Origin of the sequence: Variovorax sp. 38R (assembly GCF_014843395.1) — a bacterium.
GTDB lineage: Bacteria > Pseudomonadota > Gammaproteobacteria > Burkholderiales > Burkholderiaceae_C > Variovorax > Variovorax paradoxus_H.
On the sequence record NZ_CP062121.1, the window covers coordinates 1,716,468 to 1,739,147 of the forward strand.

The 22,680-nt window shown below is 66.8% G+C and carries 18 protein-coding genes; 8 read left to right on the forward strand and 10 right to left on the reverse strand.

The window, feature by feature from the left end; translation table 11 throughout:
• The first annotated feature begins 94 nt into the window (after positions 1-94).
• Positions 95-1,177 (forward strand): TRAP transporter substrate-binding protein, encoded by a 1,083-nt coding sequence (locus IG196_RS07615; RefSeq protein ID WP_192195654.1) that lies wholly within the window; start codon positions 95-97, stop codon positions 1,175-1,177.
• A 142-nt stretch (positions 1,178-1,319) separates the two neighbouring features.
• Here the strand turns inward: IG196_RS07615 and IG196_RS07620 are convergent, their stop codons facing one another.
• Together IG196_RS07620 and IG196_RS07625 are read right to left on the reverse strand one after the other, a co-directional pair.
• A complete protein-coding gene (locus tag IG196_RS07620) occupies positions 1,320-3,182 on the reverse strand; it encodes a TRAP transporter large permease (RefSeq protein WP_192195655.1) in 1,863 nt (620 codons plus the stop codon).
• 23 nt (positions 3,183-3,205) lie between these two features.
• Positions 3,206-3,817, reverse strand: coding sequence for a TRAP transporter small permease subunit (locus tag IG196_RS07625; RefSeq protein WP_192195656.1), 612 nt, complete (start codon positions 3,815-3,817; stop codon positions 3,206-3,208).
• 163 nt (positions 3,818-3,980) lie between these two features.
• On the opposite strand from IG196_RS07625, the gene IG196_RS07630 reads away from it, so the two are divergent.
• Positions 3,981-5,270, forward strand: coding sequence for an SUMF1/EgtB/PvdO family nonheme iron enzyme (locus IG196_RS07630; protein ID WP_192195657.1), 1,290 nt, complete (start codon positions 3,981-3,983; stop codon positions 5,268-5,270).
• A 7-nt stretch (positions 5,271-5,277) separates the two neighbouring features.
• Here IG196_RS07630 and IG196_RS07635 read toward each other — a convergent pair whose 3' ends face one another.
• The 5 genes from IG196_RS07635 to IG196_RS07655 form a co-directional block, all read right to left on the reverse strand.
• Positions 5,278-6,720 carry an MFS transporter gene (locus tag IG196_RS07635; protein WP_192195658.1) on the reverse strand — a complete coding sequence of 481 codons (1,443 nt, stop codon included), beginning with the start codon at positions 6,718-6,720 and terminating at the stop codon, positions 5,278-5,280.
• Positions 6,721-6,798: 78 nt separating this feature from the next.
• On the reverse strand, positions 6,799-7,929 hold the full coding sequence (locus tag IG196_RS07640) for a 2-aminoethylphosphonate--pyruvate transaminase (RefSeq protein WP_192195659.1): 1,131 nt from the start codon (positions 7,927-7,929) through the stop codon (positions 6,799-6,801).
• A gap of 61 nt (positions 7,930-7,990) precedes the next feature.
• Entirely contained in the window at positions 7,991-9,715 is a 1,725-nt protein-coding gene (locus IG196_RS07645) for a putative 2-aminoethylphosphonate ABC transporter permease subunit (protein WP_192195660.1), read from the reverse strand.
• Between the two features lie 52 nt (positions 9,716-9,767).
• Positions 9,768-10,910 carry a putative 2-aminoethylphosphonate ABC transporter ATP-binding protein gene (locus IG196_RS07650; protein ID WP_192195661.1) on the reverse strand — a complete coding sequence of 381 codons (1,143 nt, stop codon included), beginning with the start codon at positions 10,908-10,910 and terminating at the stop codon, positions 9,768-9,770.
• Between the two features lie 77 nt (positions 10,911-10,987).
• Positions 10,988-12,025 (reverse strand): putative 2-aminoethylphosphonate ABC transporter substrate-binding protein, encoded by a 1,038-nt coding sequence (locus IG196_RS07655; protein ID WP_101492540.1) that lies wholly within the window; start codon positions 12,023-12,025, stop codon positions 10,988-10,990.
• Positions 12,026-12,191: 166 nt separating this feature from the next.
• Here IG196_RS07655 and IG196_RS07660 point away from each other — a divergent pair, with 166 nt between their 5' ends.
• From IG196_RS07660 to IG196_RS07680, 5 genes are read left to right on the forward strand one after another with little or no spacing between them, the layout of a single operon-like run.
• Positions 12,192-12,938 carry a phosphonate utilization associated transcriptional regulator gene (locus tag IG196_RS07660; protein WP_101492539.1) on the forward strand — a complete coding sequence of 249 codons (747 nt, stop codon included), beginning with the start codon at positions 12,192-12,194 and terminating at the stop codon, positions 12,936-12,938.
• Between the two features lies 1 nt (position 12,939).
• Entirely contained in the window at positions 12,940-14,166 is a 1,227-nt protein-coding gene (phnA, locus tag IG196_RS07665) for a phosphonoacetate hydrolase (protein WP_099795884.1), read from the forward strand.
• 17 nt (positions 14,167-14,183) lie between these two features.
• Positions 14,184-15,632 carry a phosphonoacetaldehyde dehydrogenase gene (gene phnY, locus IG196_RS07670; RefSeq protein ID WP_192195662.1) on the forward strand — a complete coding sequence of 483 codons (1,449 nt, stop codon included), beginning with the start codon at positions 14,184-14,186 and terminating at the stop codon, positions 15,630-15,632.
• A 2-nt stretch (positions 15,633-15,634) separates the two neighbouring features.
• Complete coding sequence (locus IG196_RS07675) at positions 15,635-16,204, forward strand: phosphonate degradation HD-domain oxygenase (RefSeq protein WP_192195663.1); 570 nt, start codon at positions 15,635-15,637, stop codon at positions 16,202-16,204.
• A gap of 9 nt (positions 16,205-16,213) precedes the next feature.
• A complete protein-coding gene (locus IG196_RS07680; RefSeq protein ID WP_192195664.1) occupies positions 16,214-17,602 on the forward strand; it encodes an FAD-dependent oxidoreductase in 1,389 nt (462 codons plus the stop codon).
• Between the two features lie 19 nt (positions 17,603-17,621).
• On the opposite strand, the gene IG196_RS07685 is transcribed toward IG196_RS07680, so the two are convergent.
• Both IG196_RS07685 and IG196_RS07690 read right to left on the reverse strand, forming a co-directional pair.
• Positions 17,622-19,139 carry a CoA-acylating methylmalonate-semialdehyde dehydrogenase gene (locus IG196_RS07685; protein ID WP_192195665.1) on the reverse strand — a complete coding sequence of 506 codons (1,518 nt, stop codon included), beginning with the start codon at positions 19,137-19,139 and terminating at the stop codon, positions 17,622-17,624.
• A 22-nt stretch (positions 19,140-19,161) separates the two neighbouring features.
• Positions 19,162-20,517, reverse strand: a complete 1,356-nt coding sequence (locus tag IG196_RS07690; protein ID WP_192195666.1) for an aspartate aminotransferase family protein — start codon at positions 20,515-20,517, stop codon at positions 19,162-19,164.
• A 106-nt stretch (positions 20,518-20,623) separates the two neighbouring features.
• Between IG196_RS07690 and IG196_RS07695 the strand changes: the two genes are divergently transcribed.
• On the forward strand, positions 20,624-21,592 hold the full coding sequence (locus IG196_RS07695; RefSeq protein ID WP_192195667.1) for a LysR family transcriptional regulator: 969 nt from the start codon (positions 20,624-20,626) through the stop codon (positions 21,590-21,592).
• Positions 21,593-21,755: 163 nt separating this feature from the next.
• Here IG196_RS07695 and IG196_RS07700 read toward each other — a convergent pair whose 3' ends face one another.
• Entirely contained in the window at positions 21,756-22,520 is a 765-nt protein-coding gene (locus tag IG196_RS07700) for a FadR/GntR family transcriptional regulator (protein ID WP_099795891.1), read from the reverse strand.
• Positions 22,521-22,680 lie beyond the last annotated feature (160 nt).

Consider the following 22,680-nt stretch of genomic DNA (forward strand, 5'->3'; position numbering starts at 1 on the left):
TAAGCGCGTTTTTACAATCAAAAGGACTCACAAAAGTCCCTGACGCGGTCACAAGCCGCGTTTTGTTTTTTCCAAAGCACTCGGAGTGAATTCAATGGATCGTCGTTCCCTCATCAAAAACGCGGGCATCGCCGGCGTTTTGGCCGCTGGCATCGCCCCTGCCGTCCATGCGCAGGCCGCGGTTCGCTGGCGCCTGGCCTCGAGCTTCCCCCGCTCCCTGGACACCATCTTCGGCAGCGCTGAAATGCTCTCGAAGACGGTCAAGGCCCTGTCCGGCGGCAAGTTCGAAATCTCGGTGCACCCCGCCGGCGAGCTGATGCCCGCGTTCGGCGTGGTCGATGCCCTGCAGGCCGACACGCTCGAAATGGCGCAATCCGCCGCCTACTACTTCACCGGCAAGGACCCGATCTTCGCGTTCAGCTGCGCCGTTCCCTTCGGCCTCACGGCCCGCCAGAACGACTCGTGGAAAGAGTACGGCAACGGCCGCAAGCTGCTCGACGCCTTCTTCGCGCAGTACAACTTCCGCACCGCCAGCGCCGGCAACACCGGCACGCAGATGGGCGGCTGGTACCGCAAGGAAATCAAGACCGTCGAAGACCTCAAGGGCCTGAAGATGCGCATGGGCGGCGGCGTGTTCGGCGAGGCCATGGCCAAGCTGGGCGTGGTGTCGCAGAACATGCCTGCCGGCGACGTGTACCAGTCGCTCGAAAAGGGCACGCTGGACGCGGCCGAATTCGTCGGCCCGCACGACGATGAAAAGCTGGGCTTCAACAAGGTCGCCCCGTTCTACTACTACCCCGGCTGGTGGGAAGGCGGCGCCGACCTCGAGTTCTTCATCAACAACAAGGCGTTCGCCAAGCTGTCGGACGAGAACAAGGCCATCCTCGATGCCGCAACCAAGGTCGCCGCACGCGACATGACCGCCAAGTACGACGCCTACAACCCCGTGGCCCTGAAGCGCCTCGTGGCTGCCAAGACGCAGCTCAAGGCCTTCCCGAAGGCCGTGATGGACGCCGGCTTCAAGGCCTCGATGGAAGTGTTCGCGCTGCACGAAGGCAAGTCGCCCGAGTTCAAGAAGATCCACCAGGACATGCGTGCCTTCCAGCGCGACCAGATCCTGTGGAACCGCTTCTCGGAGTACCCGTTCAACCAGTACATGAACTCGGTCAAGATCTGACGGTCTGCTGAGGCTTCATCGAAAGGCCGGTCTGCGCAAGCAGGCCGGCCTTTTTCTTTGGCGTGCGCCGTTCACTGCTTTCGCGCGGGCATGAAAAAAGCCCCCGGGGTCGGGGGCTTGGTGGCTGGAGCGGGGAGGCCGCTCAGGGCTTCTGCGGCGGCGTCTTCAACGCGTCCTGCATCGCCTTCATCGGATCGGTCTCGCCGGTCTCGGCCGCCGGCTCGGGCGTCGACGACGGGGCCGCTGCAGGTGCTGCAGGTGCGGCAGGTGCCGTGCCTTCCGCGCCAGGCACTTCGACCTTCGGCTCGGACTCTTCCGCGCCGCCGTACGGGTCGGCCGGCGGTTGGCCTTCTTCGGGCTTCAGGCTGTCGCGCATCTGCGCACCGATGTCGTCGAGGTTGACCTTCACTTCCTTGTCGAGGCTGCCCGTCACGATCTGCGGGAACGCGATCAGCACGCCCACCATCGTCAGCTGGATCAGCACGAAGGGAATCGCGCCCTTGTAGATCTGCATCGTGGTCACGGGCTCCATGACCTTCTGCGTGACGCGGTCCACGTACTGCTTCTCGGGGGCGACCGAGCGCAGGAAGAACAGCGCGAAGCCGAAGGGCGGGTGCATGAACGACGTTTGCATGTTCACCGCCAGCAGCACGCCGAACCAGATCAGGTCGATGCCCATCTTGTGCGCCACCGGGGCCAGGAGCGGCACCACGATGAACGACAGCTCGAAGTAATCCAGGAAGAACGCCAGGAAGAAGATCAGCACGTTCACCGCGATCAGGAAGCCCACCGGGCCGCCGGGCAGCGAGGTCAGCAGGTGCTCGACCCAGATCGGGCCGTCGGCGGCCTGGAACACCAGGCTGAAGACCGTCGCGCCGATCAGGATGAACATCACGAAGCTGGACAGTCGCGTGGTCGAGCCCAGCGCCTGCTTGAGCAGCGAGAAGCTCATGCGACGGCGCACCCAGGCCATGATCAGCGCGCCCATGGCGCCCATCGCGCCGCCTTCGGTCGGCGTGGCCACGCCCAGGAAGATGGTGCCCAGCACCAGGAAGATCAGCAGCAGCGGCGGGATCAGCACGAAGGTGACCCGTTCGGCCAGGCGCGACAGCAGGTTGAGCTTGAGGCCCTTGTTGATCAGCGCAATCACCAGCGCGACGAACACGCCGCCGCACATGGCAACCACGACCTTCTCGTCGGTGGCCACGAAGGTCACGGGCTCGCCCTGGAACCAGCTGTGCACGGTCTCCATGTTGCGCGCCAGGAACACCGCCACGACGGCCGACAGCGCGGTGATGCCCACCAGCGAGGCGTAGCCGCCACCGCCGTTGGGTTCGCGGAAGGTGCGTGCCTCGGGCGGCAGCGCGGGCACCTGCGCGGGCTTGAAGATCGCCAGGAACACCACGTACAGCACGTACATGCCCATCAGCATGAAGCCGGGCAGGAACGCGCCCTTGTACATGTCGCCGACGCTCTTGCCGAGCTGGTCGGCCATGATGATCAGCACCAGCGAGGGCGGGATGATCTGCGCGAGCGTGCCCGAGGCGGCGATCACGCCGCTGGCCAGGCGCCGGTCGTAGCCATAGCGCAGCATGATGGGCAGCGAGATCAGGCCCATCGAGATGACCGAAGCCGCCACCACGCCGGTGGTGGCCGCCAGCAGCGCGCCGACGAAGATCACCGCCAGGGCGAGGCCGCCGCGCATCGGGCCGAAGACCTGGCCGACCGTGTCGAGCAGGTCTTCCGCCATGCCGCTGCGCTCCAAGATGAGCCCCATCAGCGTGAAGAAGGGCACCGCGAGCAGCGTGTCGTTGGCCATGATGCCGATGAGCCGCTGCGGCAGCCAGGCCATGACGGAGGCCTGGAACACGCCCAGCTCGATACCGACGAGTCCGAAGAACAGGCCGCAGGCGCCGAGGCTGAACGCGACGGGAAAGCCCAATAGCAGGAAGCAGATCAGCCCCGCGAACATGATCGGGGCGAAGTTGGCAACAATGAATTCCATGGTGTCTTTTCTGCCTTGGCCGTTCAGTGCTGGGGCTTGGCCGCGGCGGCGTCCGCCTCGGCCTGGCGACGCAGCGCCTCGATGAGTTCGTCTTCGGCGGTCTTGTCGGTCAGGCGACCCATCGGGTCAGGACCTTCGCCGCGCAGGAACGCGATGCGCTTGATGAGTTCCGACCAGCCCTGCAGCATCAGCAGCACGAAGCCCACCGGCAGTGCCGCCCAGACCGGCCAGCGGATCAGGCCGCCCGAGTTGCCGGACATCTCGCCCGACTGGTACATCTGGATCGCCACCGGCGTCGACAGCCACAGCACCGTGAGGCACAGCGGCGTCAGGAAGAGGGCAAAGCCGACGATGTCGATCCACACCTGCGTGCGTTTGGACAGGCGGCTGTTCAGCACGTCGATGCGCACGTGTTCCCGCTGCAGCAGCGTGAGGCCGGCGGCCACCAGGAACGACCAGGCAAACAGGTACCACTGCACTTCGAGGAAGGCGTTGGAACTGGTGTTGAAGACCTTGCGGACGATCGCGTTGAGGGCGCTGATCACCGTGGCGGCCAGGATGAGCCAGATGGCGTATTTGCCGACCTGGGCATTGAGCCAGTCAATGGCCCGGGACAGCTTGAGCAAGCCTTGCATTACATCTCCATTTTTGTATTGGATGCCCCGATACGACGGCACCCGACGCACTGGCTTTGTGTGCCAACGGGTCGGGTGCAAGAGGCGGCTCGGATTCTATCGGTGTACGGGGAAAGTTCTTTTCGGGTCCTACCCAGGGCTGCCATGGTGGCCATAATGCGACATGGCCCAGACTCCGCGCCCTCCACCGGCCCCGGCGGCAGCGGGCCCGCTGTCGATCGACTCCCCCGACATGCGCCGCGCCGGCCGCGACCTGCTCTCGCTGGCCCTCATCGACGCCCGCAACCACACGCTGCACCTGCTGTCCCTGTTCGAAGAGGCGTTGGGCGAAAGCATGCGCGTGGCGCAGCAGCCGGGCGTGCTGCCGCCGGTCTGGCTGGCGGGCCACATCGGCTGGTTCGCCGAATGGTGGATCGGGCGCAACACCCAGCGCGCCTTCGGCATCGACTGCCCCGTGCGCCCCACGCGGCTGGCCGCCATCGACCCCGACGCCGACGACTGGTGGAACCCCGCCCAGGGCGCCGCCGAGCGCAGCGGGTCGCCCGACCTGCCGGGCCTGGGCCAGACCAAGGCCTACCTGCTCGAAACCCTCGAGAGCACGCTCGAACTGCTCGAGAACGCCGCCGAGACCGATGCCGGCCTGTACTTCTACCGGCTCGCGCTGTTCCATGAAGACCTGCGCGGCGAACAGCTCGTGGTGCTGGCGCAGACGCTGGGCCTGCCGCTGAACATCGAGCCGGCACCCATCGCCGTCACGCACGAGCCGCTGCTGCTGCCGGCCACGCGCTGGGAGCTGGGCCTGCCCGAGCACAGCGGCTTCCTGTTCGCGCAGGAAGGCGCGGCGCACCGCGTCGACGTGCCCGAGTTCGAGATCGACGCCCAGCCCGTCACCTGGGACCAGTACATCCAGTTCGTCGACGACGGCGGCTACGACCGCGAGGAGCTGTGGCACAGCGACGGCTGGCGCTGGCTCGCCGCGCAGACCGAAGGCCGGCGCGGCCCGCGCCACGTGGAGCAGATCGGCGTGGCCCGCAATGGCACGGGCGGCTCGGTGCTGCAGCAGCGCTTCGGCGTCACCGTGCGCGCGGCCGGGCACCACAGCGCCGTGCACCTGAGCTGGTGGGAGGCCGACGCCTGGGCGCGCTGGGCCGGCCGGCGCATCGCGACCGAGGTCGAATGGGAAATCGCGGCCCACACGGCCGCGCGACGCGGCTTCCGCTGGGCCGACGTGCATGAGTGGACGGCAGGCACGCTGCAGCCCTGGCCGGGTTTCCGGGCCGATCCGTGGAGCGCGGGTGGCGAGTTCGACCCGGTGGCCGCCTTCGGCCGGGCGCGCGTGCTGCGCGGCGCCTCGTTCGCGACGCGTGCGCGCCTGCGCTCGCCGCGCCGCCGTGGCTTTGCGCTGCCCGACGCCGACGACGGCTTCTTCGGCTTTCGCACCTGCGCGCTGTAGCGCGCCGTCAGGGCCGTTCGCCGCCCGCTTCCGACGACAGCGGCGGCGCCACTTCCTCCAGCGGCTTGCGTTCCGCATCGGCCGCATAGCGCAGCGCCAGCAGGCCCGCGACGATGACCAGCACGGCGCCGATCAGGTAGCCCACCATCACCGCGCCGCGGCTGCCGGTCTCGATCAGCAGGCCGAACAGCACCGGCGCCGCGAAGCCGCCCGCGCCCATGCCGATGGCATAGAAGATCGCGATGGCCATGGCGCGCATCTCGAGCGGGAACACCTCGCTCACCGTCAGGTAGGCCGAGCTGGCCGCCGCCGACGCCAGGAAGAACACCGCCGACCAGCACAGCGCCTGGCTGCGCGCGTCGAGCCAGCCCTGCATGAAGGCCCAGCCCGTGAGCGCCAGGCCCACGCCGGCCAGCACATAGGTCAGCGCGATCATCTTGCGCCGGCCCACGCTGTCGAACAGCGGGCCCAGCAGCAGCGGCCCGAGCACGTTGCCAAGCGCAAACGGAAAGATGTACAGCGCCACGCGGCCTTCGGCCACGCCGTAGAAGCGCGTGAGTACCAGCGCGTAGGTGAAGAAGATCGCGTTGTAGAAAAAGGCCTGCGACACCATCAGCGCCGTCGCCACCACGCTGCGCGCCGGGTAGCGCCGCAGCAGCACGCGCGCCACCTCGCGCATCGGCGGGCTGTTCTGGCGCGCGGCGGTGTACATCACGTGGCCCTGCGCGGCGGGCAGCGGGCCGTGCTGCACTTCGACTTCGCGCTCGATGTCCGCGACGATGCGCTCGGCCTCATGGGCGCGTCCGTGCGCGATGAGCCAGCGCGGGCTCTCGGGCACATGACGCCGCACCAGCAGGATCGCCACCGCAAGCACCGCACCCAATGCAAAGCCCGCGCGCCAGCCCCACACCGGGCCGATCACGCGCGCATCGAGCAGCACCAGGCTCAGCGCGGCGCCGAGCGCCGCACCGATCCAGAAGCTGCCGTTGATCGCGAGGTTGACGCGCCCGCGCACGCGTGCCGGAATGAGCTCGTCGATGGCCGAGTTGATGGCCGCGTACTCGCCGCCGATGCCCAGCCCCGTGACGAAGCGGCACAACGCAAAGAACGCGAAGTTGGGCGAGAAGGCCGTGGCCAGCGTGCCGATCGTGTAGACCACCAGCGTGAGCAGAAAGAGCTTCTTGCGCCCCAGCCGGTCGGTGAGCCGGCCGAACACCAGCGCGCCGATCACCGCACCCGCGATGTAGATCGAGCCCGACCAGCCGATCTCTCCGGCCGTGAGCCCGAGCGTGTCGGGCCGCTCCAGCACCGCGCCGATGGAACCCACCAGCGTGACCTCGAGGCCGTCGAGAATCCAGGCCACGCCCAGCGCGATCACCACGCGCCAATGCCAGCGCGACCACGGCAGGCGGTCCAGGCGGGCAGGGATGTCGCTGCGCAGAACCGTCATGCGGGGGATTATGCGAAGCGCACCGTCCCCCGCGGTGTAGGACCGGCGCTGCAATGCGCCGGTCTGCTCAAAGCTTCTTCAGGCCGCGACGGCCGCTGTCACCTGCCGGATGCCCATGGCTTTCAGCGTGTCGGCAATGGCCGCCACGGCGCCCGGAATGCCCGCGTCGCCGAAGTGACCCATGCAGCCTACGCGGAAGGTCTCGACCTGCGTCAGCTTGCCGGGGTAGAGGATGTAGCCGCGCTTCTTCACCTCTTGATAGAAGGTCTTGAAGTCGTAGTTGGCGTCGTCGGGCGCATGGAAGGTGACGATGATCGGCGCCTGGATCGCCGGGTCGAGGAAGCTGCGGAAGCCCAGCGTCGCCAGCCCGTCGATGAGCGCCTTGCAGTTGCGCGCATAGCGTCCACCGCGCGCGGGCAGGCCGCCTTCCTCGATGTATTGCGCGATGGCGGTGTCGAGCGCGGCGACCACGTGCGTGGGCGGCGTGAAGCGCCACTGCGTGGTCTTCTCCATGTAGACCCACTGGTCGTACAGGTCCATGCTCAGCGAGTGGCAGTTGCCTTCGCATTTTTCGAGTGTGCTGCGCTTGACGATGACGAAGCCCATGCCCGGCACGCCTTCGAGGCACTTGCCCGAGGCGGCGACCACGGCGTCGAACGGCGTCTTGCGCGCGTCGATCTCCAGCGCGCCGAAGGAGCTCATCGCATCGATGATCAGGCCGCGCCCGTGCTTGGCGACGACCAGCGCAATCTCGTGCAGCGGGTTGAGCACGCCGGCGCCGGTTTCGCAGTGCACCACGGCCACGTGGGTGATGCTCGGGTCGGCCGCGAGGGCGCGGTCGACGTCGGCGGGCAAGACCTGCTTCTCTTCGGTGTAGTCGATGGTGGTGAGCTTGCGGCCCAGCACCTTGCAGATCTTGGCGAGGCGCTGGCAGTAGGCACCGTTGCTCGGCACCAGCACATGGCCGGTGCGCGGCACGATCGTGCCGATGGCCGCTTCGACCGAGAAGGTGCCGCTGCCTTGCAACGGAACGCATTCGTGCGTGCCCGTGCCGTGCACGATGTTCAGCACTTCCTTGCGGATGCGCGCCGTGATCTGGTTGAAGTCGGCGTCCCATGAACCCCAGTCGCGCAGCATCGCTTGGCGTGTGCGGTCCGAGGTGGTCAGGGGGCCGGGCGTGAGCAGGATGGGGTGGGCGGCTTGACTCATGATGTCTCCAGGCAGGGAAAGGGAATGAGGGGCAAAAGGGGGCGAAGGGTGAAGCGTTCGTTCAGCCGCGGCTGAGGTTGCGCCAGGCCTGCGTGCGTGCGAGCAGCACGCGCGTGAGCAGGGCGTAGGCAATGCACACCAGCGTCGAGGTGACGACGATCAGGCTGGCCAGCGCGGCGGCCGGGCCGATGTCGCCGGCGTCGTCCAGGTGCATGATCGCGACCGACGCGAGGATGGTCTCCGGCGTGTACAGGAAGATGGCGCACGACAGGCTGGCCATCGACACCACGAAGAAGTAGCGCCCGATGTCGAGAATGGCCGGCAGGCACACCGGCACCGTCACGCGCAGGAAGGTCTTGAAGAACGGCACCTTGAGCGAGGCCGACACAGCTTCGAACTCGTTATCGATCTGCTTGAGCGCCGTCACCGCCGTGAGGTGGCTCGAGGTGTAGTAGTGCACCACCATCGAGATGATCAGGATCGCCATCGTCTGGTAGAGAAAGTTCAGCGGGTTGGACGGATGGTTGAAGAACATCACGTAGCCCAGGCCGAGCACCAGGCCCGGCACCGCCATCGACAGCACCGCCATCAGGTGCATGCCCTTGCGCATGAGGCCCAGGTTGCGCGTCTTCTCGATCAGGTAGGCGCCCACGAACACGATGAGCGAGCCGGCCACCGCCGTCACCATCGCCACCAGCAGGCTGTTGCCGTAGGCGGCCGCCATGTCGCTCTCGACGAGCACGAAGTGGTAGTGCTTGAGCGTGAACGACAGGTCGTACGGCCACAGCGAGATCGCCGAGGTGTAGACCGCCATGCCGATGGTCGCCAGCAGCAGGCCGCAGACCACGGTGCAGAACAGCGTGAGCATTGCATCGGCCACCTTGCGGGGCTTGGGCGTGTAGGGCACCGAGCGCGCCGTGAGCTGTGCCTTCAGCTTGCGCCGCACCACGTAGTCGATCACGAACGAGATGATCGACGGCAGCAGCAGCAGCATGCCGACCACCGCGCCGATCGAGAAGTTGTGCTGGCCCACCACCTGCTTGAACACGTCGACCGACAGCACGTTGAAGTTGCCGCCGATGACCTTGGGCGCGCCGAAGTCGCTCACCACGTAGGTGAAGACGACGGTGGCCGCGCTGATCAGGCCGTACTTGCACGAGGGCAGGGTGATCGTCATGAACTGGCGGAACGGGCGCGTGCGCAGCGCGGTGGCCGCCTCGTACAGCCGGCCGTCGGCCAGCGACAGCGCGGTGACCAGGATCATCAGCGCGTGCGGAAAGGTGTTGTAGACCTCGGCCAGGATGATGCCGGGCGCACCGTAGATCGAAGCGCCGCCCAGCAGGAACTTGAGCGCGCCCTGGTTGCCGAACCACTGCACGAAGGAAATGGCCGACAGCAGCGAAGGTGCGAGCAGCGGAATGAGCGCGATGAGGCGGAACACCGCTTTCAGCGGCGCCGGCATGCGGCTGCGCGTGAGCGCGTAAGCGAACACGAAGGCCGTGGGCACCGAGATCATCACCACCGCGGCCGACACCCAGATCGAGTTCCACGCCGCGCGCAGCAGGCTCGGTGTCTGGAAGTAGGTGATGAAGTGGGCCAGGCCGACGAAGTTGCCGTTCTTGTCCTGCACCGCGTGGGCGAGGATGGTGAGCAGCGGCGCGACCAGGAACACGAACAGCATCGCCATCACCACGAACAGGATGGCGCGCGCGATGGTCTCGTCGCGGCTCCAGCGCAAGGCCGGGCGTGCGGCCAGCGCAGGGCGGGGATGTGCCAGCGTGTTCATTCGGTACCTCCGCCTGCGGCTGCGGTATTCGCCTTGGGAGCGGCCCGGCGGCTCATGATTTGGCCTGCCGCGCGGCAAAGGCGCGGATGCGGTTGGCGCGCAGCGCGATGTCGATCGTGTTGCCTTCGCGGATGTCCAGGTCGTGCAGCTGGTTCAGCGAGAAGTGCAGGCCCAGCACCTGGCCGTGCAGCGCATCGGCCGTCACTTCGGCGATGCACAGGCCGCCGAGGAACTCGACCTTCGTGACCTTGGCCTGCAGGCGGTTGGGCGTGTCGTCTTGCAGGTGCTCGACGGCGCGGTCTTCGGGGCGCAGGTACAGGTTGACGTCGTCGCCGGGCTCGAAGGCGCCGTCGCAGGCGTCGCACTGCAGCTCCATGTCGCCGACCTGGAAGCGCTGGTTGCCCAGGGCCACCGCGCGCAGCACGTTGACCTTGCCCACGAAGTCGGCCACGAAGGGCGTGGCCGGCTGTTCGTAGATTTCCATCGGCGTGCCGACCTGCTCGATCACGCCGTGGTTCATGACCACGATGCGGTCGGCCATCGAGAGCGCTTCTTCCTGGTCGTGCGTGACCATGATGGTCGTGATGCCGACCTGCTTCTGCAGCCGGCGGATCTCGCCGCGCAGGCGGATGCGTTCCAGCGCGTCGAGCGCCGACAGCGGTTCGTCCAGCAGCAGCAGGCCGGGCCGCGTGGCCAGCGCGCGGGCCAGGGCCACGCGCTGTTGCTGGCCGCCCGAGAGTTGGCTCGGGTACTTGGCGCCCGAGGTCGGCAGGCCGACCAGCTTCAGCAGCTCGTCGACGCGGGCCTTGATCTCGCCCCGTTTCGCGCGGCTGTTGACGAGGCCGTAGCCCACGTTGTCCGCGATCGACAAGTTGGGAAAGAGCGCATACGACTGGAACACGATGCCGTAGTCGCGCTTGTCCGGCGAGAGCCACGAGACGTCCTTGCCGTTCTGCAGGATCTGCCCGGCGGTCTGGGTCTCCAGGCCCGCGATGATGCGCAGCAGCGTGGTCTTGCCGCAGCCCGAGGGGCCGAGAAAGCACAGCATCTCGCCGGGGTTCACGCGCAGGTGCACGTCGCGCAGCGCGCTGAAGGTCTCGAAGTCCTTGCGAACGCCGACGATTTCGAGGGCCGCGGGCGGGGCCGCGGTGGGGGTCAACTGGCTGGCAATGAAGCGGGTGTCGGTCATGTCCATTTTTCGCACTCGTCGTTGGAGGGCGTCACCAGTTGCGGCGGCACCCTTGAATTGAAAACCGGGGGATGCCGTCGGGCTTACTTGGGCTCCGCTTTTCCTTCGTAGCGCTTGCTCCACTCGGCCAGGATGCGTTCGCGGTTTTTCGCAGCCCAGTTCAGGTCGTTCTTGGCCAGCAGCTTCTCGTAGTTCTCAGGAATGCCTTCGAGCTTCGAGACCACGCCCGGGTAGGCGACCACGGCCCACCAGCGTGCGCTGATCTGGTTGGCTTCCTTGCTCGCCATCCAGTCGGCAAAGCGCTTGCCTTGCGCCAGCTTGGTGCTCGTCTTCATCAGGCTGGTGGCTTCGATGTCCCAGCCCAGGCCTTCCTTCGGAAAGATCAGGTCGACCGGCGCGCCCGACTTCTTCACCTGGTGCGCGCGGAACTCGAACGAGATGCCGATGGGGAACTCGCCCGCGCCCGCCTGCTTGCAGGGCTTGGAGCCCGAGTGCACGTACTGGGCAATGTTCTGGTGCAGCGCGTCCATGTACTTCCAGCCTTCGGCGTCGCCCAGGTTCTGCAGCCAGTACGACACATCGAGGTAGCCGGTGCCGCTGGAGGCGGGGTGCGGCATGGAGATCGTGCCCTTGTAGATGGGCTTGGTCAGGTCCTTCCAGCTTTCGGGCTTGGGCAGGCCGAGCTTCTTGGCCTCGACATGGTTGAAGCAGATGGTGGCGGCCCACACGTCCATGCCGACCCAGGCCGGTGGGCGGGCGGCGTCGGAGTACGCGGGGTTCAGTTCGTTGAAGCCCTTGGGCTCATAAGGAAGCAGCATGCCTTCCTGCTGCAGCAGCGCCAGGCTGCTGGCGGCCAGGCCGGCCACCACGTCGGCCTGCGGGTTGGCTTTTTCGGCCAGCAGCTTGGCGGTGACGATGCCGGTGGAGTCGCGCACCCACTTCACTTCGATGTCGGGGTTGGCCTTTTCGAAGGCGTCCTTGTAGAGCTTCATGGCGTCGGTTTCGAGCGCCGTGTAGACCAGGAGGGGCGTCTTTTGCGCCCACGCACTGCCGGACATGAGGCCGAGGGCTGCAACACACAGGGCGGCCGTGAGACGGCGCGTGCTTTGTTTCATCGTCATCTGTTTTCTCCTGAAAGGCTGGCTGTCACTGAAGAGGGTGAGTGAGGGGCTGGCGCCGGCGCGAAGGTGTCCAACGCCGTCCGGTGTTTGCAATGTAGGTTGCTGATTGCCGACTGTCAATAAAAAATTGTTGACAGTTGACGATCCTTCGGGAAAATACGCCCCCATGGTCACCAGCAATCACTCCGCCGCCCTCGCGTTCCTCCAGTCCAGCTCGCTGCCGATGCTGATGCAGGAAGAAATCGAGCGTTTGATCATGACGGGCGAGCTCCCCGTGGGCAGCCGCATCAACGAGAGCGAGCTCTCGCTGCGCTTCAACACCAGCCGCGGTCCGATCCGCGAGGCGCTGCGTGCGCTGGAAGAGGCCGGCCTGGTGCGCAACGAGAAGAACCGCGGTGTCTTCGTGCGCGAGATCGCGTTCGAAGAGGCCGACGAGATCTACGAACTGCGCGAGGCGCTCGAAGAAATCATCGGCCGGCGCGTGGCGCTGGCCATCCAGCCCGACGCGGTGGAACGCCTGCGCGCCATGGTCGACGCCATGCGCTCGGCAGCCCAGGCACAGGACGTGGAGCAGTACGCGCAGCTCAACCTGCAGTTCCACGAGATCCTGCTCGACACCGCCGGCAGCAAGAAGCTCACCGAAACCTACAAGCGGCTCGTGAAAGAGCTGCACCTTTTCAGAATGCGCGCGCTCGACAGCGGCGGCGGCCTGCGGGTCTCGGCCGACGAGCACAGCCACATCGTCGATGCGATTGCCAGCGGCAACGCCGACACGGCAGGTCGCGCACTGCGCACGCACGTCGCCGACAGCCGCGCGCGCATGCACAAGGCCTTCGGCCGCATCGACGGCGATGCGGCTGCCATCAGCAACACCCCCGTTACCCCGAACCACCCACCCCAAAAGGAAGTCTGAAATGACACCGGAGACACTTGAAGTCAATGCCAGAAGCTATCGCTGGATGGCCCGTCCGATCGTGGTCGTGTGCGTGGACGGCTGCGAGCCGGCCTACCTCGACGCGGCCATCGAAGCCGGCGTGGCACCGTACATCGCCCGCATGCGCAAGGACGGCGCCGACCTGCTGGCCGATTGCGTCGTGCCCTCGTTCACCAACCCCAACAACCTGTCGATCGTGACCGGCGCACCGCCCGCGGTGCACGGCATCTGCGGCAACTACTTCTTCGACCGCGAGCTGGGTCAGGAAGTGATGATGAACGACCCCAAGTACCTGCGTGCCGGCACCGTGCTCGCGGCCTTTGCCGACGCGGGCGCCAAGCTGGCAGTGATCACCGCCAAGGACAAGCTGCGCAAGCTGCTGGGTCACAAGATGAAGGGCATCTGCTTCTCGTCCGAGAAGTCGGACCAGGTGACGATGGAAGAGAACGGCATCGACAACGTGCTCGACATGGTCGGCATGCCCGTGCCCTCGGTGTACAGCGCCGAGCTGTCGGAGTTCGTGTTCGCCGCCGGCGTGAAGCTCATGGAATCGCAGCGTCCTGACCTGATGTACCTGTCGACCACCGACTACGTGCAGCACAAGGCCGCACCGGGCAGCCCTGCCGCCAACGCGTTCTACCAAATGATGGACGGCTACCTCGCGCAGCTCGATGCGCTCGGCGCCACCATCGTGCTCACGGCCGACCACGGCATGAACGACAAGCACGGTGCCGACGGTTCGCCCAACGTCATCTATCTGCAGGACGTGCTCGACGGCTGGTACGGCGCTGAAACGGCCCGCGTGATCCTGCCGATCACCGACCCGTACGTGGTGCACCACGGCGCGCTCGGTTCCTTCGCCACTGTGTACGCCCCCGACGAAGCCAGTGTGCCGGGCTGGATCGAACGCATCAAAGGCATCCCGGGCATGGAACTCGTGCTCTCGCGCAAGGAAGCCGCACAGCGCTTCGAGCTGCCGCCGGACCGCATCGGCGACATCGTGGTCGTCAGCGAGCAGAGCACCGTCATCGGAACCGCCGCCAGCCGCCACGACCTCTCGGCGCTCGAAGTGCCGCTGCGCTCGCACGGCGGTGTGTCCGAGCAGAAGGTGCCGCTGATCTGCAACCGCCCGGTCGAAGGCATTGCCGCCGGCCGCCGGCTGCGCAACTTCGATGCGCTCGACCTCGCCCTGAACCACGCACGCTGAAACCACACGGAGCATTCATGAGCCAAGCCATCCTGAAGCCAGGCACTGTCCACCGCGAAGCGCTGCGCATCGCCGGGGAGAAAGTCCACCGCGACCGCACCATCGACGTCACCTACCCGTACACCGGCGAAGTGATCGCCACCGTGCCCAAGGCCACGCTGGACGACGTGCGCAACGCCCTGCGCATCGCCCGCGACTACAAGCCCACGCTCACGCGCTACGAGCGCTACAAGATCCTCATGCGCGCCGGCGAGATCATCGCGTCGCGCCTGGATGAAATGTCGCGCACCATCACGCTCGAGTCGGGCCTGTCGCGCAAGGACTCGCTGTACGAAGTGGGCCGCGCCTCCGACGTGCTGCTGTTCGCCGCCAACCAGGCGCTGGTGGACGACGGCCAGGTGTTCTCGTGCGACCTCACGCACCACGGCAAGAGCCGCAAGGTCTACACGATGCGCGAACCGCTCTTGGGCGCCATCACCGCCATCACGCCGTTCAACCATCCGTTGAACCAGGTGATCCACAAGGTGGCGCCGGCCATTGCGACCAACAACCGCATCGTGCTCAAACCCAGCGAGAAGACGCCGCTCACGGCCTTCTTGCTGGCCGACATCCTGTACGAGGCCGGCCTGCCGCCGCAGATGCTGTCGGTGCTCACGGGCGACCCCAAGGAGATCGCCGACGAACTGCTGACCAACGCCGACGTCGACCTCGTCACCTTCACGGGCGGCGTGCCCATCGGCAAGTACATCGCGGGCAAGGCTACCTACAAGCGCCAGATCCTGGAGCTGGGCGGCAACGACCCGATCATCGTGATGGAAGACGCGGACATCGAAGAAGCTGCGACGCTGGCTGCCAATGGTTCGTACAAGAACTCGGGCCAGCGCTGCACCGCCGTGAAACGGATGCTGGTGCACGAGTCGGTCGCGGATCAGTTCGTTGAACTCCTGGTCGCCAAGACCCGCGCGCTGAAGTACGGCGACCCGATGGACCCCGACACCGACATGGGCACCGTGATCGACGAGGCGGCTGCCAAGCAGTTCGAAGCCGTCGTGAACGAAGCCATCGCAGCCGGTGCGAAGCTGCTGTACGGCAACGAACGCCGCGGTGCGCTGTACTCGCCCACCGTGCTCGACCACGTCGACCCCGAGATGACCGTCGCCAAGCAAGAGACCTTCGGCCCTGTGTCGCCGGTGATCCGCTTCAAGAACATCGACGAGGCGATCCGCATCTCGAACGGCACGGCCTACGGACTGTCGTCGTCGATCTGCACCAACCGGCTGGACTACATCACGCGCTTCATCCGCGAGCTGAACGTGGGCAGTGTCAATGTGCGCGAGGTGCCGGGCTACCGCCTGGAGCTCACGCCTTTCGGCGGCATCAAGGACTCGGGCCTGGGCTACAAGGAAGGCGTGCTCGAGGCGATGAAGAGCTTCACCAACACCAAGACCTACTCGCTGCCCTGGTAACCATGAGCCTCAGCATCCCCGACATCGTCGGCCTCTTCGAGACCAAGGGCCATGCGCAGTACGACGGCGAGCCGGTCACGCAGCTGGAGCATGCGCTGCAGTCGGCGCACCTGGCCGAGCAGGAGGGGGCGGACAGCGCGCTGATCGCCGCCTCCCTGCTGCACGACCTGGGTCACCTGCTGCACGACTTCGGCGGCACGCCGACGCAGCAGGGGCTGGACGACCTGCACCAGTACCGCTGCCTGCCGTTCCTGCGTGCGCTGTTCGGCCCGGCCACGCTGGAGCCGATCAGGCTGCATGTGGACGCCAAGCGTTTTCTGTGCGCGCGCGTGCCCGGCTACCTCGAAGCGCTGTCGGCCGATTCGAAGCGCAGCCTGCAACTGCAGGGTGGCGTTTTCGACTCGGCGCAGGCCAGCGCTTTCGAGGCCCTGCCGTACGCGATGGATGCAGTGCGCCTGCGGCAGTGGGACGACACGGCCAAGATGGCCGATGCCGACATGCCCGACCTCGCACACTTCGTGCGCCATCTCGAAATCAGTTCCGCCGAGTACCGGCAAGCCCTCACCGCCTAAGGCACACGGATGCGCCCCTTCTGGATCGAACAAGCGCTCTTCAACGACGGCGATCTGGCCCCGGCGCTGCAAGGTGAAACCACCGCCGACGTCTGCATCGTCGGTGGCGGCTTCACCGGCCTGTGGACAGCGATCCAGGCCAAGCTGCAGGCGCCCGCGCTCGACATCGTCATTCTCGAAAGCGACCTGTGCGGCGCCGGCGCCAGCGGGCGCAACGGCGGCTGCCTGCTCACCTGGTCGGCCAAGTTTCTGACCCTGCGGCGGCTGTTCGGCGAAGACGAGGCCGTGCGCCTCGTGAAGGCGTCGGAAGCAGCGGTGGGGCACATCGCCGACTTCTGCGCGGCGCACGGCATCGACGCCGAGCTGCGGCGCGACGGCACGCTCTACACCGCGACCTCGCAGGCGCAGATCGGCACGCTCGATCCGATGATGCAGGCGCTGGAGGCGCGCGGCATTCATTCGTACCACGCGCTGCCGCCCGACGAAGTGGCGCGGCGCTCGGGCTCGGCGCGCAACCTGGCCGGCGTGTATTCGCCGATTGCCGCCACCGTGCACCCGGGCAAGCTGGTGCGCGGGCTGCGGCGAGTGGCACTGGCCATGGGCATCCGCATCCACGAGCGCACGCCGATGCTCGACTTCAGCACCGACCAGCCCGTGGTGGTGCGCACGCCCACCGGGCGCGTGCGCGCGAAGAAGCTGGTGCTCGCGATGAACGCGTGGATGGCCAGCCGCTTCCCGCAGTTCGAGCGGACCATCGCCATCGTGTCGAGCGACATGATCATCACCGAGCGCTGCCCCGAGCTGCTGCAGCAGATCGGGCTGACCGACGGCGTGTCGGTGCTCGACTCGCGCACCTTCGTGTACTACTACCGCAGCACGGTCGACGGTCGCATCATGCTGGGCAAGGGCGGCAACACCTTCGCCTGGGGTGGTCGCATGGCCAAGGTGTTCGACGAGCGTTCGCCGTACGAAGCCGAGCTCACGCAGGCCCTGCATTCCTTCTTCCCCACGTTGAGCAACACGCCGATCACCGCGAGCTGGAACGGTCCGTCCGACCGCTCGGTGACGGGCTTCCCGTTCTTCGGCAAGCTCGATGGCGCGCCGCACATCTACTACGGCTTCGGCTACTCGGGCAACGGGGTGGGGCCGACCTACATGGGCGGGCAGATCCTGTCGTCGCTGGTGCTCGATCAGGACAACGCATGGACGCGCAGCCCGATCACGGCAGGGCCGCTGGGCTACTTTCCGCCGGAGCCGATGCGCTATGTGGGCTCGATCGTCGTGCGCAACGCGATCCGCCGCAAGGAACGCGCTGAGGATGAGGACCGCCAGCCATGGCTGGTGGACCGCATGCTCAGCAAGCTCGCGAACGCCGCAGGCAAGGCCGACAAAGCCTGACCCACGGCGATCGATTGCATCAGCGGTTCGACGGGAACGAGAACATCGTCCCTTCGCGCACGCCGGCCGAGGGCCAGCGCTGCGTGATGGTCTTGCGCTTGGTGTAGAAGCGCACGGCGTCGGGGCCGTAGGCGTGCAGGTCGCCGAACAGCGAGCGCTTCCAGCCGCCGAACGAGTGGTACGCCACGGGCACCGGCAGCGGCACGTTGATGCCGACCATGCCGACCTGGATGTTGTCGCTGAACCAGCGTGCGGCCTCGCCGTCGCGCGTGAAGATGCAGGTGCCGTTGCCGTACTCGTGCGCGTCGATCAGGTCCATCGCCTCTTGCAGCGTTTTCACGCGCACCACGCCGAGCACCGGGCCGAAGATCTCTTCCTGGTAGATCGTCATGCCGGGCTTCACGTGGTCGAACAGGCAGGCGCCCAGGTAGTAGCCGCCTTCGTGGCCTTCGACCCGGATGCCGCGGCCGTCGACCACCAGCTTGGCGCCGGCAGCCACGCCCGCGTCGACGAAGGCCTTGACCTTCTCGAAGTGCGGCTGCGTGACCAGCGGGCCCATGTCGTTGCCGTTGTCGGTGCCGGGGCCGACCTTCATCTTGGCGATCTCGACCTTCAGGCCTTCGACCACCGCGTCGGCCGTGGCATCGCCCACGGCCACCACCAGCGGGATCGCCATGCAGCGCTCGCCGCACGAACCGTAGGCTGCACCCATGAGCGCGCTCACCGCGTTGCCGATGTCGGCATCGGGCATCACCACCGCGTGGTTCTTGGCGCCGCCGAGCGCCTGCACGCGCTTGCCGTGGGCCGTGCCCGTGGTGTAGATGTATTCGGCGATGGGCGTCGAGCCCACGAAGCTCACGGCCTTCACGCGGCGGTCGGTCAGCAGCGTGTCGACCGCTTCCTTGTCGCCGTTGACCACGTTGAGCACGCCCGGCGGCAGGCCGGCCTGCAGCGCGAGTTCGGCCATGAACAGCGTGGAGGAGGGCGTGCGCTCCGAGGGCTTCAGCACGAAGGTGTTGCCGCAGGCCACGGCCATCGGCCACATCCACAGCGGCACCATGACGGGGAAGTTGAACGGCGTGATGCCGGCCGCCACGCCCATCGCCTGGAACTCGCTCCACGAGTCGATCGACGGGCCGACGTTCTTGCTGTGCTCGCCCTTGAGCAGCTCGGGCACGTAGCTGGCGTACTCGACGTTCTCGATGCCGCGCTGCAGCTCGCCGTGCGCGTCGGCCAGCACCTTGCCGTGCTCGGCGGTGATCAGCGCGGCGATGGTGTCTGCGTTTTCTTCGAGCAGCGTCTTCAGGCGGCTCATCACGCGGGCGCGCTTCAGCGGCGGCGTGTTGCGCCAGGCCGGGAAGGCGGCCTGCGCCGCGGCGATGGCCTGCTCGACCGTGAGCTTGTCGGCGAGCGCGACGCTCTTGGCCGACAAGCCGGTGGCGGGGTCGAACACCGGCTGCACGCGGCTGCCGCCGCCGACGTGCTTGCCGTCGATGAAGTGGCCAATGGTGGCGGTGACGTTCTTGTCGTGTTGCATGTCTGGGTATCTCGAAAGGGGATCAGTTGGTTTCGGCGAGTGCGTCGGAAAGGGCGTTGACCATGCGGTCGATCTCGGCCTTCTCGGAAATGAACGGCGGTGCGAGCTGGATCGTGTCGCCGCCGTAGCGCACGTAGAAGCCCTTCTTCCAGCAGTTCATCGCGATCTCGTAGGGGCGGCGTGCGGGCTCGCCCGGCAGTGCGGCGATGGTGATGCCGGCGGCGAGGCCGTAGTTGCGGATGTCGGCGACGTGCTTGCTGCCCTTCAGGCTGTGCACGGCGTTCTCGAAGTGCGGGGCCAGCGCCTGCACGCGGCCGATCATGTCTTCCTTCTGCAGCACGTCGAGCGCGGCGATGCCGGCGGCGCAGGCCACGGGGTGCGCGCCGTAGGTGTAGCCGTGCGGGAACTCGAGCATGTACTCGGGACCGCCGGCGGCCATGAAGGTGTCGTAGATGTCCTTGTTGGCCACCACCGCGCCCAGCGGCTGCGCGCCGTTGGTGACCTGCTTGGCGATGTTCATGATGTCGGGCGTGACGCCGAAGGCATCGGCGCCCGTGAGCGCGCCGCAGCGGCCGAACCCGGTGATCACTTCGTCAAAAATCAGCAGGATGTTGTGCGCCGTGCAGATGTCGCGCAGGCGCTTCAGGTAGCCCTTCGGCGGAATCACCACGCCGGCCGAACCGGCAAAGGGCTCCACGATCACGGCCGCGATGGTCGAGGCGTCGTGCAGTGCGATCAGGTCGAGCAGGCGGTCGGCCAGCTCGGCGCCGTTCTCGGGCATGCCGCGCGTGAAGGCGTTGGCCGCCAGCTGCGTGTGCGGCAGGTGGTCGGCCTCGATGCCCTGGCCGAACAGCTTGCGGTTGGCCGCGATGCCGCCCACCGAGATGCCGCCGTAGTTCACGCCGTGGTAGCCCTTCTCGCGGCCGATGAGGCGCGTCTTGCCCGCCTGGCCCTTGGTGCGCCAGTAGGCGCGCGCCATCTTCAGCGAGGTGTCGGCGGCTTCGGAGCCCGAGCCGGTGAAGAACACATAGTCCAGGCCGGCGGGCGTCAGTTCCTTGATCTTGTTGGCCAGCTCGAACGAGAGCGGGTGGCCGAACTGGAAGGCGGGCGAGTAGTCGAGCTTGGCGATCTGGCGGCTCACCGCCTCGGTGATCTCGGGGCGGCCGTGGCCCAGGCCCGAGCACCACAGGCCCGACAGGCCGTCGAAGATCTTGCGGCCGTCGTTGTCGGTGAAGTAGGCGCCCTTGGCCTCCACGATGATCCGCGGATCGGCCTTGAAGTTGCGGTTGCCGGTGTAGGGCATCCAGTGCGCCTCGAGCCAGGCGGCGTCGGTGCGCGCGGTGGGCGTGGGTTCGATGGCGGGTGTGGCGAGGGTCATGGCGCATCCCGCGCAGGGCGGGCTCCGGGGGTGAATGGATGTGCCGATTGTTCGCAGAGCCTTCAGTGTGGAGAATGGCGCAATATCAATGTTCACTTGACGATCCATGCAAGTAAAGGCCAAGGCCTCGCCCGCCACCGAAACCAGTGCCCAGGGCACCCGCAACCGCGCCGTCCTGGGGCAGCTCAGCGACATGGACCTGCGCCTGCTCAAGGTGTTCAAGAGCGTGGTCGACTGCGGCGGCATGGCGGCGGCCGAGCTGGAGCTGAACATCGGCACCTCCACCGTGAGCCGCCACGTGAAAGACCTGGAAACGCGCCTGGGCCTCGTGCTGTGCCGGCGCGGCCGGGCAGGCTTTGCGCTCACGGCCGAGGGCCAGCGCGTGTACGACGAGACGCTGCGGCTGCTGGCCTCGGTCGACGCCTTCCGCGGCAGCATCGACGACATCCACAACCGCATGGGCGGCCAGCTGGAGGTGGCGCTGTTCGACAAGACCGCGACCAACCCGAAGGCGCGCATCGGCGAGGCCATTGCGCGCTTCACCGAGATCGCGCCCGAGGTGAACCTGGCGGTGCACGTGGGCTCGATCAACGCCATCGAGCAGGGCGTGCTGGAGGGCAACTTCCAGATCGGCATCATCCCGGCGCACCGCAGCTCGAAGAGCCTGGTCTACGCCGACCTGTTCGACGAGACCATGCTGCTGTACTGCGGCAAAGGGCACCCGCTGTTCGACAGCCCGCACGGCAAGCTCACGTGGTCGAAGCTCGGCGAGCACCATTTCGCGGGGCTGGGGTATCACTCGCCGAACATGGAGCTGAGCCACCGCGCGAGGTTGTCTCGCAAGGCGACCGGGTTCGACCAGGAGGCGATTGCAACGCTGATCCTGTCGGGGCGCTTCCTGGGCTTCTTGCCCGACCACTACGCGCAGGTGTTCGAGCAGCGCGGGCTGATGAAGGCCGTGCTGCCGGCGCGCTTCAACTATGCGTGCCGGTTCGTGAGCTTGCTGCGGCGCTCGCCGAAGCCTTCACGGGCGGTGCTGGCGTTTCAGGCGTGTTTGGAGCAAGCGCACAAGTAGGAGGCGTTCAGGGTTTGCTGTCTTGCTCCTTCCCCCTCTGGGGGAAGGTTGGGATGGGGGCACTGGGCGGTCGACAGGCCTGCGGCGATGGATACACCGAGTGCCCCCACCCCAACCCTCCCCCGGAAGGGGAGGGAGCAAGAAGGCCGTGCCCGGACTGGGCTTAACGCTGCCCGCTGGGCAGCAACAGATGCTTCGCCCCGATGTGCGCTTCCATCTCATGCATGTGGTGTTCCGCATCCACCATGTGCTCCGCCATCAGCCGCCGCACCTCGTCCGCATCTTCCTTGCGATACGCCGCCAGCAGTTGCGTGTGGTAGTCCACATTGGTCTCGCCGAAGTGGTGGTGGTCCAGCGCCTTCTTGTAGACGACGAGGTCGCGCAGCAGGTCGTTGAGAAAGCGGCACATGAAGGACAGCACCGGGTTGGGGCAGGCCTCGGCCAGCATCGTGTGAAAGGCCAGTTCGGCCTCGCGCTGCGTGCGCAGCTCGTCTTCGTTCGTGGGCTCAATGGTGCACAGGCGCACGTTCTCTTCGAGCCTTGTGAAGTGTTCGGGCGTGAGCCGCCCGACCACGCTCACGGCCAGCTCGGGCTCCAGCGCCTTGCGAAGCTGGTAGATGTGGTGGCCGTCGAGGTGATGAAAGTGCAGGAAGTTGCGCAGCGGCTCCGACGCATGGTCGACCGACACCTGCTGCAGGTACGCGCCGCCGCCGGGGCCGGTGCGGATCGAGATCAGCCCGCGCACCTCGAGCGCCTTCAGCGCTTCGCGCACCGTGCTCTTCGAGTAGCCGAAGAGCTCGATCAGTTCCTTCTCGTTCGGTAGCCGGTCGCCGGGCTGCTTGCGCTCGGCAACGATCCATCGCTTGACGTCTTCGACGATGACGTCCGAGAGCTTTTGCCGCTTCGGAGGGTTGTGCCCCACTCTCATCAAAACGCTCCATCCATGCACATCGGGAGATGCGCGGGATGCGCAACAGCGCGCGATCTTAACGGCGTCATCGGCAGGGTCGGGTTGGGTTGGGGCACGGGGCTTGCTAGCGGGTTTTTACCAGCATATTAATCCTATTTATCCGCTTAAATTGCCGGCG